At 67.5% G+C, this 14684-nt stretch carries 11 protein-coding genes; 2 read left to right on the top strand and 9 right to left on the bottom strand.

Annotated features, from left to right (window positions below):
- Positions 1-162: 162 nt before the first annotated feature.
- Complete coding sequence (glmS, locus tag QRN63_RS04260; protein ID WP_267318447.1) at positions 163-2031, bottom strand: glutamine--fructose-6-phosphate transaminase (isomerizing); 1869 nt, start codon at positions 2029-2031, stop codon at positions 163-165.
- An 85-nt stretch (positions 2032-2116) separates the two neighbouring features.
- Between glmS and QRN63_RS04255 the strand changes: the two genes are divergently transcribed.
- Positions 2117-2968: a dienelactone hydrolase family protein gene (locus QRN63_RS04255; RefSeq protein ID WP_267318448.1), complete on the top strand. Its 852-nt coding sequence runs from the start codon at positions 2117-2119 to the stop codon at positions 2966-2968.
- A gap of 3 nt (positions 2969-2971) precedes the next feature.
- Here QRN63_RS04255 and QRN63_RS04250 read toward each other — a convergent pair whose 3' ends face one another.
- Positions 2972-4369, bottom strand: a complete 1398-nt coding sequence (locus QRN63_RS04250; RefSeq protein ID WP_285029585.1) for a hypothetical protein — start codon at positions 4367-4369, stop codon at positions 2972-2974.
- A gap of 2 nt (positions 4370-4371) precedes the next feature.
- On the bottom strand, positions 4372-4674 hold the full coding sequence (locus QRN63_RS04245; protein ID WP_285029584.1) for a type VII secretion target: 303 nt from the start codon (positions 4672-4674) through the stop codon (positions 4372-4374).
- Positions 4675-4787: 113 nt separating this feature from the next.
- Here QRN63_RS04245 and QRN63_RS04240 point away from each other — a divergent pair, with 113 nt between their 5' ends.
- On the top strand, positions 4788-5363 hold the full coding sequence (locus tag QRN63_RS04240) for a 3'-5' exonuclease family protein (RefSeq protein ID WP_285029583.1): 576 nt from the start codon (positions 4788-4790) through the stop codon (positions 5361-5363).
- An 11-nt stretch (positions 5364-5374) separates the two neighbouring features.
- Here QRN63_RS04240 and QRN63_RS04235 read toward each other — a convergent pair whose 3' ends face one another.
- The 6 genes from QRN63_RS04235 to QRN63_RS04210 all read right to left on the bottom strand — a co-directional run bounded on the left by QRN63_RS04235 (position 5375) and on the right by QRN63_RS04210 (position 14676).
- Positions 5375-7204, bottom strand: coding sequence for a putative nucleotidyltransferase substrate binding domain-containing protein (locus QRN63_RS04235; RefSeq protein WP_285029582.1), 1830 nt, complete (start codon positions 7202-7204; stop codon positions 5375-5377).
- Positions 7205-7223: 19 nt separating this feature from the next.
- Positions 7224-8810: a GMC family oxidoreductase gene (locus tag QRN63_RS04230; RefSeq protein WP_285029581.1), complete on the bottom strand. Its 1587-nt coding sequence runs from the start codon at positions 8808-8810 to the stop codon at positions 7224-7226.
- Between the two features lie 51 nt (positions 8811-8861).
- A complete protein-coding gene (locus QRN63_RS04225; protein ID WP_267318453.1) occupies positions 8862-10382 on the bottom strand; it encodes an APC family permease in 1521 nt (506 codons plus the stop codon).
- Between the two features lie 12 nt (positions 10383-10394).
- Positions 10395-11885: an aldehyde dehydrogenase family protein gene (locus tag QRN63_RS04220; RefSeq protein ID WP_285029580.1), complete on the bottom strand. Its 1491-nt coding sequence runs from the start codon at positions 11883-11885 to the stop codon at positions 10395-10397.
- An 84-nt stretch (positions 11886-11969) separates the two neighbouring features.
- On the bottom strand, positions 11970-13871 hold the full coding sequence (locus QRN63_RS04215) for a putative nucleotidyltransferase substrate binding domain-containing protein (RefSeq protein WP_285029579.1): 1902 nt from the start codon (positions 13869-13871) through the stop codon (positions 11970-11972).
- 22 nt (positions 13872-13893) lie between these two features.
- Positions 13894-14676, bottom strand: a complete 783-nt coding sequence (locus tag QRN63_RS04210; RefSeq protein WP_285029578.1) for a metallophosphoesterase — start codon at positions 14674-14676, stop codon at positions 13894-13896.
- Between the last annotated feature and the right edge of the window lie 8 nt (positions 14677-14684).

Here is a 14684-nt window from a genome sequence, read left to right as displayed (position 1 = left end):
AATCCACGGCCCTCACAACGAACACCTTCGTCTGACACTCACCCGCACTCAACCGCTTCTCCGCAGCTAATATTTCAGCGGAATCTGACGATACGGTTGACCTGCGATTTCCCATGCTAGGGCATAGGCATCGTTCATGCCAGCGAACGAGTCGATACGGAGCTACTCCACAGTGACGGACTTCGCCAGGTTCCGGGGCTTGTCCACGTCATATCCGCGCTCGCGGGCCACCGACGCGGCAAACACCTGCAGCGGGATGGTCGAGAGCAGCGGCTGGAACAATGTCGAGGTCGAGGGCAGCTCGAAGATGTAGTCCGCGTACGGACGCACCGTCTCGTCGCCTTCCTCAGCGATGACAATGGTGACCGCGCCACGGGCCTGAATCTCACGGATGTTGCTCAGCAGCTTGGCGTGCAGCATCGACGCGCCCTTGGGCGACGGCATCACCACGATGACCGGCAGGTCGTCGTCGATCAGCGCGATGGGTCCGTGCTTGAGCTCGCCGGCGGCAAAGCCCTCGGCGTGCATGTACGCCAGCTCCTTGAGCTTGAGCGCGCCCTCGAGCGCCACCGGGTAGCCGACATGTCGTCCCAGGAACAGCACCGTCGGCGACTGCGCGAACTGCCGGCCCAGATCGGCGATCGGGTCCAGCCGCTCGAGCACCTGCTGGACCAGCGCCGGCATGGCCTCCAGCTCGCGGTACTCGCGGGCGACCTCGTCCGGGTACTTGGTGCCGCGTGCCTGCGCCAGCGCCAGACCCACCAGGTAGTTGGCGGCCAGCTGGGCCAGGAACGTCTTGGTCGCGGCGACACCGATCTCCGGCCCGGCCCGGGTGTAGAGCACGGCGTCGGCCTCGCGCGGAATCTGCGAGCCGTTGGTGTTGCAGATGGCCAGCACCTTGGCCTTCTGGCCCTTGGCGTGGCGGACGGCTTCCAGGGTGTCGGCGGTCTCGCCCGACTGGGAGATGGCGATCACCAGCGTGCTGCGGTCGAGCACCGGGTCGCGGTACCGGAACTCGCTGGCCAACTCGACCTCGACGGGCAGCCGGGTCCAGTGCTCGATGGCGTACTTGGCCAGCAGGCCGGAGTGGTACGCGGTACCGCAGGCGACGATGAAGACCTTGTCGACGTCGCGCAGCTCCTGGTCGGACAGCCGCTGCTCGTCGAGCACGATCTTGCCGTCGACGAAGTGACCGAGCAGCGTGTCGGAGACGGCGGCGGGCTGCTCGGCGATCTCCTTGTACATGAAGTAGTCGTAGCCACCCTTTTCGGCGGCCGACAGATCCCAGTCGATGTGGAACGGGCGCGCGCGGTCGGACGCGTCGTTGCCGTCGAAGTCCAGCACCTGGTAGCCGTCCGCGGTGATCACCACGGCCTGGTCCTGTCCGAGTTCGACGGCTTCGCGGGTGTACTCGATGAAGGCTGCGACATCGGAGCCGACGAACATCTCGCCGTCGCCGACCCCGACCACCAGCGGCGTGGACCGGCGGGCGGCAATGATGGTGCCCGGATCGTCGGCGTTGGTGAACACCAACGTGAAGTGGCCCTCCAGCCGGCGCAGCACCGCCAGCACCGATGCCACGAAGTCACCGGCCGTCGGCCCGTTCCGGTAGGCCCGTGCCACCAGGTGCACGGCGACCTCGGAGTCGGTGTCACTCTGGAACTCGACGCCGGCGGCCTCCAATTCGGCACGCAGACCGGCGAAGTTCTCGATGATGCCGTTGTGGACCACCGCGAGCTTGCCGCTGGCATCGCTGTGCGGATGCGCGTTGCGGTCGGTGGGACGCCCATGGGTCGCCCAGCGGGTGTGCCCCATGCCGGTGGTGCCTTCGAGCTCGGCGGCATCGGTTTCGGCCAGCGCCTCTTCCAGATTGGCCAGTCGGCCGGCGCGCCGCCGGATGGTCAGACCCCCGTGGCCATCGGCCAGCGCGACACCGGAGGAGTCGTAGCCGCGGTATTCCATCCGTCGCAGCGCGTCGACCACGATGTCGCGAGCCGGCCGTTGCCCGACATAGCCGACGATTCCACACATGGTTATCCAGGGTAGTGCAGCCTCCCGGGTGCCGGACCGTGCATGCGTGGCGCACAAACCAGGGCCACTGCGCTAACGTCATCGCGTGGCCAAGACGAAGAAGCTCTTCGGCGCCCTGACGCGCCGCGGCCCGCACCGCGTTCTGCGTGGTGACCTGGGTTTTGCCGGCCTGCCGGGCACTGTCTACACCCCCGAGTCCGGGCTGAATCTGCCCGGCGTGGCGTTCGGCCACGACTGGCTGCAGGGTGTCGGACGTTACAACGGCACGCTCGAGCATCTGGCGTCGTGGGGCATCGTCGCGGCCGCGCCCAACACCGAGACCGGCATCGCACCGTCGGTGCTGAACCTGGCGTTCGACCTGGGCACCACCCTCGACATCATCACCGGAGTCCGGCTGGGCCCTGGCAAGATCAGCGTGCACCCGACCAAGCTGGGCCTGGTCGGGCACGGTTTCGGGGCATCGGCCGCGATCTTCACCGCCGCCGGACTCGGCTCGTCGGCCAACCCGCTCAAGGCCGTGGCCGCGGTGTTCCCGACCGCCAGCAAGCCCGACGCTGATCAGCCCGCAGCTGGTCTGCGCGTACCCGGCCTGATCCTCAACGCGCCAGGTGCCGAGGTGACCATCCAGTCAAACGCCACCGAGCTGGCCGCCGCGTGGCCAGCGGCGACGGTGCGCACCGTCGCCAAAGCTGTCCCGGGCGGGCTGGCCGAGGGCTTCCGGCTGTCCAAACTGGTCGGGATGGCCGGCGCGGATCGCCGCACCCAGAAGACGGTGCGCGCCCTGCTGACCGGTTACCTGCTGTTCCAGCTCACCGGCGACAAGACCTACAAGGATTTCGCCGACGCCGACGTGGTGCTGCCGAAGACCGTCGCCGCTGATCCCGACGCCGAGAGCCCGGCGCTGGAAGACAAGGTCGCCGCCCTGCTCAAGGGCTAGGAATCACTCGCCCACATTCGGTAGTTCGTCCGCCGCGATCTCGCACGGCGTCCTGGTGGTCGGATCGGATTGCTCCGCGACCGGTTCCACCGCCGGCGTGGTGGGCGCCGGATCGGCGACCGGTTGGTCGGGCACGGGCTGCTGGGGTGGCGACGCCGGGGCTCCGGCCGGTGCGGACTCGGCATCCTCGGCCGTATTGCTCTCCCCCGCGGCGGCCTCCTCGCCGGCGTCCTCGGCCTCGCTGTCGTCCCGCTCGTCGTCGCCATCTGCCTCGTCGTCCGCCTCGTCGTCCGCCTCGTCGTCCGGCTCGTCGTCCGACTGTGGCTCGAGATCAGCGTCGGTATCGGGGTCGTCAGCGAGCGCGTCCCTGATGTTCCCGAGCTCACCCAGACCTGACGCGGCGGGCGCCAGACCGGCCATGGAACCGAGCGCTCCCCCGATGGCATCGGTCAGCTGCCGACCCAAACCGCTGATACCCGAACCTGATCCGAGATCCCCGGGCAGACCGGCTGGGGTCGCCGCCGCGGCTCCGAGCGCCGGTTCGGGCAGCGGGGGCGTACCGGTGGACGGCGCCGGGGCGGATGCGGCAGGCCCCGACGGAACCGACGGTGCGGCAACGGGTTCGGCCGGCACCGGCGGGGTCGAAGGGGTCGACGGTGTCCAACCCGCAGCGGCACCCAACGTTGCGAAGGGCGCTGCCGCCGCCGCGGCCGGAGGCGCCCATTCCGGCGTCAGCACGACGGGCACCGCGAACGACAGCCCAGCCGGGGTGACCGCGGCGACGGCCGAATCGTACGCCGCCGCAACGGCATCGGAGGCGCTCTGCAGCGTGGGCAGCAGGTCCCCGGAAACTGCCTGAAGGACGAAGGGCCTGACCTGACGGTCGACGATCTCGCTGGCGGTCGCCAGGTCTCCGGCCCCGACGAGGACCGCGCGGGCCGCCGCGCTCCACTGGTCACGGTGCCCGGCAGCCTGCGCATCGGCCCGCAACACCGCGTCGACCTTGGCGTCGACTGCGCGCCACAATGCGTCCCGCAGCGTCGTCAGTGCCTGCGCGCTCCGCTGCAGATGCGCCACCACATCCTCGGCCGCGACCGTCAACGTCCGCAGGAACCCGCCGGCAGCGTCCCCGCCGGAGCCCGACCACTGCGCCGTCAGTGCCCGATATCCGTTGCCCTGCAACCGCAGTGCATCCTGCGCGACCACCACGGCAGCGTCGAGTGAGCGGGCGTCCGCGGACAGCGCGTCGAGGTTCAATCCGCTCTCGGCGCGATACAACTCCGCCAGCGGCCCCGGAGACGGCAGGCCCAACACCTCGCACGCTGCCACGTACTCGTCGAGAACCGTCAGCGCGCGGTCGCCTTCGGAGAGCCGCCCGGCGACATCGAACGCAGCGGCCATCATCAGACCAACCGGCCGGCGAGGTCGGCGTCAGCGTCCTCGTAACGCCCCGACGAAACCCGCAGTGCTGCTGCGGCTTCCGTCGACGCCGACGCCCACGCCCGAAGCTGGTCGGCCGACTGGTCCAGCGCGGCGCGCAGAGCGGCCGCACGCGAGGCATGATCACGCCCGCCACAGAAGCCGTCGAAGTACCACCGCAGGAGCGGCGCCACCGCGGTGCCGAGCATGTCGGCGACCGATTCGCACCGCTGCGCGATGTCCCGCACCGCCGAGAGGTCTATCCGAGCGACGTCACGTTCTCCCATGCCTAGCTATGACGCGCAGCACGACCGTTCGGTTCCATCGAAGGGCAAAATACTCGGCACCCGCCCCGCCAAAACGTGCTTCCCGAACGGCCGACGGCACTAGCCTTCCTACGATGAAACCGCTGGTCTTCCTGGATACGGAGACCACCGGCCTGCACGCCGACCGGCAACCCTGGGAAATTGCCATGCTTCGGCGCGACGATGCCGGTGAGTCCCGCATCGTGATGTACATCGATCTGGCCGACCTCGACCTCGACGCGGCCGAGCCCGCGGGCCTGCGGATCAGCCGGTTCTCGAGTCGCCACCCCCAGGTCGTCTACGGGCCCATCCATCTCCCGTCGGTGCACCGGGAACACGAAGCCGCTGAGATCGTTCGCGAGTGGACCATGGACGCCACCATCGTCGGCGTGGTGCCGAGCTTCGACACCCAGTGCCTGTGCGCCATGCTGGCGCGTCATCAGCTGACCCCGGGCTGGAGCCCCGAACTCGTCGATGTCGTGACATTGGCCGCCCGGTACGTCCTCGACTACGGCCGCACGCCGGAACGGGACTCGGGACAGCTGTCGCTGCAGTGCGGAGTCCGGCCTCCTGGTGCCGGCTGGCGTCACACCGCGCTCGGCGACGCACGCTGGGCGAGGCGTTGGTACGACCAGCTGTCCAACCGTCTGGTGTCGCGAACAGCGCAGTAGGTCAAGCGAACTCAGCGCAGTCCGGGATGCGTTCCCGATTGCCGCGCCCGCCGCTGGACCGCGGCGATCTCGCGCAGCCCGTCACCGAGCAGACTCCGGTTGAGCGGGGACAGATCACCGACGGTGACGACGTCGTTCGGGGTGCGGCCGTCGGCGATCAACTCGACCTGATGCGCCAACCGCATCCGCTGCAGCATGACGAAAACCTCTGTGAGAGTTCTGGCGTCGCGTTCTGTCAGCGCTCCGGTGGCGGCCGCCGCCGCGAGCCGGGCCGGGGTCGACGCCGACGTCATGTCGGCGGTGAGGCCGCCCCAGCGGGCCAGGTTGACGATCGGCGTCACCGCATGCGTCTTCAGGTCGAAGGTGCCGCCGCGCCGCGACAGCACATCGCGCAGCGACCAGGTGCGCACCTTTCCCGACAAGGCGTCCAGCAGTTGCAGACGCAACGCGTTCGGATGTTCGTCACGCATCCGGTGGAACACCGTGGGCACGGTGTGCAGCGCCCGGTTCCCCCACACCACGCGGCCGTCGATCAGCAGCGAGGACAGGATCAAACCCTTGCCGCGCAAGGGATCATCGAGCCAGCCCGCGGCGGCCTGTGCCCAGTCCGAGGCTGACCGTGCGAACGCCTTGTGCGACGCGATGGCACCGTTGCTGTCGGCCGGCAGGCCGCAGCCATCGAGAATGGCGTGCGTGCGGGCCGCGATGGCACGCAACTGCGCGCATTCGGAATCGCAGCTGTCGGCCCAACTGAGCGCGCTGTCCACGTCGGAGGACGGCATGGCCTCCCGGCGGGCGATACTGCCCAGCGTGAGCCAGGCGAACTGGTCCTGCGTCGGCCCCGGCCCCGCTTCGGTCAGGGCGAGTTCCAATGCCTTGCGTACCAACGCATCCAGCACGATCGACGCGATGCTGCTCGCAGCCGAGGCCTTGGTCCCGGTGCGAAACAGATCGACGGCGATCTGGGTCACCTCGCGGCCGTGCCGCTGTAGCGCAGCGGCGTCGGGCGCCTGCGCGATCGCCCGGCGCAACACGAAGCTCTGGCGGGCCGAGGCGGCCAGCAGGTCCATGTCCTCCAGGACGCCCAGCACCTCACCGCGCGGCGACAGCACCGGCATATGGCGCATACCGCGCTCCAGCATGTCCAACAGCACCGTCTCTGCGGTGCGATCAGCGGTCACCGTCTGGGCGGGCGCGCTCATCACCTCGGCGATCGGGACGTCGACCGGTAGCCCAGCGGCGACCACGCGAGACCGGAGGTCGCGGTCGGTGAAGATGCCGACGCCGCCCTCGCGCAGCCGGACCAGCGCGTAGGACACCCGCTGTTCGCTCATCTGCACGACGGCGTCGCGTACCGAGATCCCGGGCTCCACGATCAGCACCGTGCCGTGCACCAGATCGCCGACCGGCCGCGAATCGCTGGCCGTGATCAGCTGCGACTGCGACGACGGCGTGGCGGACAACGCCAGGAAACGCAGCCCCGCCGGTTTGGCGAACTGGGCCCGCACGAGCTCACCGGGCAGGCGGATGACGGTGGCGGGTTCCGTTGTGCGAGCCAGGAATTCGATACCGCCGCCGGTCAGCATCGGGACGTAGCCGAAGATTTCGCCGGGCTCGATGGTGTCGAACACCTGCCCGTCACCGACCTCCTGCAGGTTCACCGCGCCGGTGAGGACCATCCAGATGTCATCGGGAACATGGCGGGAGAAGTCCGCGATCACGGTGCCGGCACCGTAGTGCTCCAGCGACGAGGCGGCGACGAGGTCGTTCAATTCGGTGTCAGTAGCCGTCTGAAACGGGGGACGCGAACCGAGGAAGTTCACCAGCTCCGGAGAGGTCACCTCGCCATCGTGCCCTACTTCACCCGTTGCGAATGAGGTCAGCACATTTCTCGGCCATCGTCATCACCGTGATGTTGGGATTGACCACCGGCAGCTTCGGCATCGCCGAGGCGTCCACCACCCGCAGGTTGCGCACCCCCTTGACCCGCAGCTGAGGGTCGAGCACCGCCATCGGATCATCGACCGCACCCATCCGTGCGGTACCGGCCGGGTGATACACGGTGTTGTGCGTCTTGTAGATGTACGCGAGCAGCTCCTCGTCGGTCTGCGCATCCGGTCCGGGCGCGAGCTCACGGCCGATCCACTCCTGGAGGGGTTCCTGCTCGGCGATCTTGCGGGCCAGCTTGATTCCGGCCAGCATCACCTTCTCGTCGTGCCCCTCGGGGTCGGTGAAATACCGTGGGTCGACCTTCGCCCGGTCCCGGAAATCGCGGGACGCCAAGCGCACGGTTCCGCGCGAACGGCCTTGCGTCACATTGGGAGTCAGGCAGAATCCGTTGTCGGTGGTGGGGTACCCGTGCCGCAGCGTGTTCATGTCGAACGGGACGCTGCCGTAGTGCATCATCAGGTCGGAGTGGTCGGGATTGTCGCCGGCGACCTCGGTGGTCGCGAACAGCCCGATCTCCCACCACTGGGTGGACTCGGTGACCATCGGCTTCGCCGCTTCCCAGAACACCAGGCCCTCGACGTGGTCGTCGAGGTTCTCGCCGACGCCGGGCGAATCGACCCGCACCGGTACCCCGACCTCGTTGAGGTGGGCTGCCGGCCCGATGCCGGACAGCATCAGCAGTTTCGGGGTATCGATGGCGCCGGCCGTGACGACCACCTCGCGGGTCGCGGTGACGACGTCGTAGCCGGTGAGGTCCGGGCGCTGGTACCGGACGCCGATGGCCACCGGCTGGTCCCCGGAGTCGTCGAACAGGATCTCGGCCACCCAACAGTTGGTCAGCACCGTGAGGTTGGGCCGTGACTGGAGGATCGGGTGCAGATACGCGTGCGAACTGGACATCCGCTCGCCGGCCTCGTTGGCGTTGATCTGCAGCCAGCCGGCCGCGTTGAGGGTCCAGTCGCCGCGGTTGAACTGCACGGTTTCCAGCCCCACCTTGGCCGCCGAGTCGATCACCGCCTGGCCGCACGGATCGTTCGGCGGCACGTCGCGCAGCCGGACCGGACCCGAATCACCGTGCGGCACACCCTGATAGGTGCCGGTGGCGGTGTTGTTCTCCACCTTGGCGGTGAACGGCAGTACGTCTTCGGGACCCCATCCGGTCGCGCCCATGGCCTCCCAGTCCCGTAGGCCCTGCGCGAGCGGCCAGAACGCGATACAGGAATTGTGCGACGAACAGCCACCGAGCACCTTCGCGCGGGCGTGCCGCATGAAGCTGTTGCCCTTCTCCTGCGGCTCCACCGGATAGTCCCAGTCGTAGCCGGAGTCCAGGAGGTGCATCCACTCCGACAACTCGAGGATGTTGCGGTCATCCACATCCGATGGCCCGGCCTCCACCAGACACACGGTGACGTTCGGGTCCTCGGACAGCCGCGCCGCGAGGACGCAGCCGGCGGTGCCGCCGCCGGCGATCACGTAGTCGTAGGTCTGATCGGACATGATGCGAACTCCTCGAAAAGTGGGCAGGCAGAAGGGAATCAGCTCAGCGGGTCAGTCGCCGGTGAGCGCCGAATGGGAGGCCAGGGTGCCAATGTGGTTGCGGCCCTTGACGAAATACCAAAGCAGGCCCAGACCGAGGATCACGCCGATGTAGACGAACGCGCCCCAGGTGTTGTACCACGGGTCACCGTAGATGGCGACGCGCGGCCAGGCCAGGTTGATCGCCATCGCGACGCCCCACAGCACCGCGAAGATGTTGACCGGCAGGCCCCACTTACCCATCGTGAAGTAGCCGCCCTCTTTCAGATCCTTCGGCGGCCACTGCCCCTGCAGGCGCTTCTTGAGCAGCGGGCCGGTGACCATCAGGTAGGCCAGGTAGATCATGATGATCGCGATCGAGGTCAGCACGGTGAAAACCTTGGGCTGTCCGAGGTTTATCACCAGGATCAGCGCCGCGATGATGCCGATCACCACGGCCGGCACGATGGGCGCCTGCGTCTTGGGGTGCACCTTGGCCAGCTTCTCCCCGAACGGCAGTGCGTTGTCGCGGGCCATGGCGAACGTCAGCCGGATCGCCGCGGTGTGCACGGCCAGCGAACAGACCGTCACCGCAACCACGATGCAGATCAGGAAGATGGTGCCCAGCGGACCCCACATCACCTTCTCGACGATGGACTGCAGGCTGCCGTCGGCACTACCCAATGCCGGGTCGTTCAGGTCCGGCGTGGCCATGATGGCGCCCGCCAGGATGGCGCCGCCGATCACGAACGAGGCCAGGATCGCGCGCAGGATGGCCTTGGGCGCGGTGCGACGCGGTTCGACGGTTTCCTCACCGAGCGAGCTCGCGGTGTCGAACCCGTACATCACGTACAGCGACGCCACGGACGCCACCAGGAACGCGCCGAAGTATCCGCCCGGCAGCCCGGCGCCGTGGCCCTGGGTGTCGAAGAACACGCTCGGCCCGCGCTTGATGTTGAACAACAGGATGACCGCAATCAGCACGGCCGCAATGAGTTCGATGAAGACGCCCGCGCTGTTGATCATCGCCATCAGCCGCACCCCGAAGGCATTGATGACGGTGGTGAACACGATGAGGACGGTGCCGAGCACGATGGCGTTGGCGGCGAAATCGTACGGGCCGGTGCCGTCACCGATGACCTGGAAACCATGCCAGAGCCGCGGCAGGTTCAGTTGCAGAGCCAGCACCACCGCCGACAACGTGACGATGGACGCGGTCAGCATCAGCCAACCCGAACTCCACCCCACGATGCGACTACCCAGCTTCTTCGACCAGTTGTAGACCGATCCCGCGACGGGATATTTGGCGGCGAGTTCCATGAAACACAACGCCACCGCCATCTGCCCGATGAACACCATGGGCCAGGACCAGAGATACGCCGGCCCGCCGTTGCCGTAACCGACGTAGAACAGCTGAAAAGTACCGGTCAGGATCGAGATGTAGCTGACCCCGGCCGCGAAGCTCGCGAATTTTCCGATGCTGCGGTCCAGCGATTCCTTGTAGCCGAAATCTTCGAGTCCGCCGCTGTCTGTGTCAGTGAGGTTCTGAGTCATGAAGTTGTGTCCCTAGCCTTCGCTGGCAGCGTCAAACCAGCCGGCCGGCGTTGGCGCGGTGTTGTGCCAGATATGTTTGAGCTCTTGATATTCCGCGAGGCCCGAGGGACCGAGCTCGCGGCCGTTGCCCGACTTCCCGAATCCGCCCCACTCCGCTGCCGCGGTGTAGTAGCCGAAGTCGTTCAACCACACCGTGCCGTGCCGTAATGCGCGCACCACACGTTCGCCCCGCGCCGGGTCAGAGGTTCGCACCCCTGCCGCGAGACCGTACTGCGTATCGTTGCCGAGCCTGATCGCCTCGGCCTCGTCTGTGAACCGCTCCACCGTCATGATCGGTCCGAAGGTCTCCTCCGTGACGATCCGCATCGAGCGGTCGCAGCGGTCGAAGATCGTGGGAAGGAAGAAGTAGCCGTCCGCCAGCGCCGGATCACGGGGCCGGGTCCCACCGGTGATGAGCTTTGCGCCCTCGGAAATGCCCAGGGCGACAAACGCTTCCATCTTGTCCAGCTGTTGCTTGGACACCAGCGGTCCGGTCTCGCTACGCGGGTCGGTGCCGTCGCCCATCCGGATTTTCTCGGCACGTTCGGCGAGCTGGGCGACGAAGTCGTCGGCGATCGACTCCTCGAGGATCACCCGGGTGCCCGCCGAACAGACCTGACCCGAGTGCAGGAACACGCCGGTGAGGACCTGGTCCACCGAGCTTTCCCAGTCGGCATCGGCGAAGACGATGTGCGGGTTCTTCCCGCCGAGTTCCAGGGCCACCTTGGTCACGTGCGCGGCGGCGCTCCTGGCGATGTGCTGGCCGGTGCTCAGGCCACCAGTGAACGAGATGAGGTCGACGTCGGGGTTGTCGGTGAGGGCCGCACCGACGGCGGCCCCGCTGCCCTGGATCAGGTTGAGCACGCCCGGGGGCACGCCCGCTTCCTGCGCCAGCCGGACGAAGGCGATGGTCGAAAGCGGTGTCACTTCACTGGGTTTGGCCACCATGGTGCAACCGGCCGCCAGGGCCGGCGCGATCTTCCAGGAGATCTGCAACAGCGGATAGTTCCAGGGGGCGATCAGCACGCATACCCCGATCGGCTCGTGCACCACGCGGCTGATGACGGTCGGGTTACCCACGTCGACCAGTCGATCGGACTGCGTCGCCACCAGGCGCGCGTAGTAGCGGAACACCGAGATCACGTCGTCGATGTCAATCCGGCTCTCCGCCAGGGTTTTTCCGGTGTCGGCGGTCTCCACCGCGGCCAGCGACTCCTTGTCGCGCGCCAGCAGGTCGGCGATGCGGTCGAGCAGCGCGGCACGCTCGGCGACCGGCGTGGCCGGCCAGTCACCGGCGTCGAAAGCCGCCCTGGCCGCGGCGACGGCAGCCAGCGCGTCGTCGTGCGTGGCCTCGTCAACCGTGGCGAACACCTTGCCGGTTGCGGGATTGATGACCTCCCGGGTACCGCCGTCGGCAGCATGTCGCCACCCCGATCCGATGAGCAGATCCGGTACACCGTCCACGTTGCCTCCTCGTCGCAAACTAATATATTACAAGTTGATCAGAAATCCGCATGTTTTAGATTTTGATTTGACGATTTCCGGGCTCTACCTGACTTTCCTCGACGGCGACCCCGGCTGGCCGCGTTTGACCAGTTCGGCACCGGAATTCATATGCGCGACGCGGCCCATGCGGCGCTGCACATCGGCGATCTCCTTGACGGTCTGCTCGATGGTGCTGCGGTCGATGGGTGAGAGCTCGTCGAGGTCGATGATGTCGTCAGGACGCTGGCCCGCTTCGATCTGACGCAACTGGTGCTCCAGCCGGAGCAGTTGGAGTGCATCGAACGCTTCGATCAGTCGGCTCGCGGAACGGTCCGTGAGCACCTCCGACCCCGCGGCGACGCGAAGCCGGTCGACAGTGTGCAGCTCCGGGGAGCCGGCGCTGAGCGAGGCCCACCTGGCGATGTTGACGATCGGCAGCAATCCGCGACCCTTGATGTCGAACTTCTCGTCACGCCCGATGATCCGGTCCCGCACCGAGAGCAGGCGAGCACGGCGCGAGAGCGAATCCTGCAGCAGCAGTTCGACTGTCGCCGGATGGCGATTGAAGTCGCGGAAGACGCGCGCGGGCTCCGGCAGCGCGGGGTCGCCAAAGATCGGCCGGGCGTCGACCAGGAGCGAGGCCATGATGGTGCCCTGGTTCTGCTGGGGCTTGGTGAGCCAGCCTTGCGCCGCCTCGCGCCACTGCGAGTCGGTACGCGAGAACCCCGGGTGCGACGGGAACGCATGGTGCGCGTCGACGCCGATGCCACAGAGCTGGAGCACGTCCCCCACGACGCTGAATGCTTCGCGGTAACGCGGGATCTGGCCCTCGTACGAATCCGCGAAAGTCACTGCGGCATCGACGTCAGACGAGGGCACCGCTTCCCGCCGGCCGATGCTGCCGAGGGAGAGCCAGGTGAAGGCGTCGATCGACAGGTCGTTGAACTCCTCGTGGTCGAAGACCAAGAAGATCGCGCGGCGAGTGATCGAGGCGATCAGCGCCGAATGGACGGCGATCACCCGATCGGCCGTCAGTCCGCGCGCCAGGATGTCGGCAAGCATCGCCGGAACCCGAAGCGCATGGGTGATCAGGCCATCGATGCTCCGGGCCTGCCGGATCTGTGCGTTCAGGCTGACACCGGCAGTGGTGGGCGCGAGCATGAAGTCACGCTCACCCACCGCACCTTTCAGGCGGCCGTCATCACCGGTGACGAGCAGGAACGAGACGCTGTAGTCGAGCAGCATGATCAGGGCATCGGCAGACGACATGCTCGCCGACGCGGTGATCGCGGGAAAGTCCATCACCGCACTCGCGGGCGACTCCCGCGGCAGGCCTTCCCCAATTACCTTGCGTCGCAAGGCTTCATCTGTCACCAGACCGAACTGGCCGGCATCGGTCTCGACGGCTGCGTACGGCAGGCCCAACTCGGTCATGCGCGCTGCCAGTGCGGTCACCGACTCGTCGGCCCGTACGACCAGTGGGTCTCGGTAGACCAGGTCGGACAGCAGTGTGTACCGCGGCTGAGCGGCAGTGAGCCCACGCACGTGCGCGATTTCGTCAGCCAGGAAACGTGCGCCGCTGCGGGACGCAAACGCCGGAAGGACGATCTCGGACGGCAGGCTCGCAACGACCACCTTGGTCTTCGCCTCAACCCGCGGGCCGACCGGCCGCCCCGCCAGCGCTGAAGTGAACCCGATCGGCGCGCCACGGGTGAACTTGTCGGCGGGCCCCTCACCGATTCGTTCCGGGTCGAACCAGAGATTGATCTCTCCCGACATCACCAGTCCGATGCTCGTCGGCATCGTGGCGAAGGCATCCAGGATCAGGTCGCCCGGTTGGTACTCCTCGATTCGCGCCCCGGCCACCGCGCCGGCGCGAACGGCCGGGCTCAGCGAATCGAACGGCGGGCAGTGCGCCAGCAGCTCGGCCAATTCGGCCAGCTCGGTCTCGGGCTCAGGCGCCATGCGCAGTCCTCTCAGGAATCGCTCAAGCGACGGTGGGCCGGGAGCCCGTCGTGACGACGAAGGCGCCCCACACCGGGTTCGCTTCGACGAGGTGGCCGGGATCGATGCCGATGAGACGACCGCCCGGGAAGCGGGTCTGCTCATGATGCAGTCGCGCATCGTAGGTGGTTGCCGGGTGGTCGGACGCGCCGTGGGAGCCGCTGTGCCCGTGCACCTGACTGAACGGGAGCGTCGCGCCTTCCCACCCTGGCACCAGCTCATCAGTGCGGCTGGCCCACAACGGACCCGCCATCGGATTCGGCGGCCCGAGCATGGCACCGCCGCCGTACAACGTCGGGCATCCCGTGCGGGCGAGGCTGTTGATGCGGCGCGCGGCCTGCCGCGCGGTACCGGGGGCGAGCAGGTGCTCGCGCCAGAACTGCTCGGTGACCCCGGCGTGCGTCACCAGGAAATCCTCTTCGTCGGTCTCGACGGCGACCGCGGCGTGCATCTTGCCGTCGGCCCACCACTTCTTCAGGATGCGCTGTTCCAGGTAGCCGATCCGGTCCTCCCACAGAAAACTGTTCGGCCGCAGATACAGGGCCTCGTGATTGCCCACAAGCTGAATCCACTGCCCGGGACAAGTATTCAGGTAGTGGTGGACCAGACGAACGACCCCTTCAGAGTCAGGGCCGCGGTGCACCAGGTCCCCCACCTGGATCACCACCAAATCGTCGGGTAGTACCCCGGTTTCGCAGGCGCCGAGGGCCCGCAGTTCTCGGCGCAACTCCTCGACGTGCCCACCCACGTCACCGATCACGGCCACCCGGATCA

The sequence above is a fragment of the Mycolicibacterium sp. lyk4-40-TYG-92 genome (genome assembly GCF_030209435.1).
Taxonomy (GTDB): Bacteria; Actinomycetota; Actinomycetes; order Mycobacteriales; family Mycobacteriaceae; genus Mycobacterium.
The sequence above is the reverse complement of the archived record's forward strand: the minus strand, read 5'-3'. Positions and strand labels throughout refer to the sequence as shown.

Bases quoted from the DNA above. Each gene is read 5' to 3' on its own strand.
- QRN63_RS04240 (WP_285029583.1), top strand. From the start codon at position 4,788: ATGAAACCGCTGGTCTTCCTGGATACGGAGACCACCGGCCTGCACGCC.
- QRN63_RS04250 (WP_285029585.1), bottom strand. From the start codon at position 4,369: ATGGCCGCTGCGTTCGATGTCGCCGGGCGGCTCTCCGAAGGCGACCGC.
- QRN63_RS04230 (WP_285029581.1), bottom strand. From the start codon at position 8,810: ATGTCCGATCAGACCTACGACTACGTGATCGCCGGCGGCGGCACCGCC.
- QRN63_RS04245 (WP_285029584.1), bottom strand. From the start codon at position 4,674: ATGGGAGAACGTGACGTCGCTCGGATAGACCTCTCGGCGGTGCGGGAC.
- QRN63_RS04225 (WP_267318453.1), bottom strand. From the start codon at position 10,382: ATGACTCAGAACCTCACTGACACAGACAGCGGCGGACTCGAAGATTTC.
- QRN63_RS04215 (WP_285029579.1), bottom strand. From the start codon at position 13,871: ATGGCGCCTGAGCCCGAGACCGAGCTGGCCGAATTGGCCGAGCTGCTG.
- glmS (WP_267318447.1), bottom strand. From the start codon at position 2,031: ATGTGTGGAATCGTCGGCTATGTCGGGCAACGGCCGGCTCGCGACATC.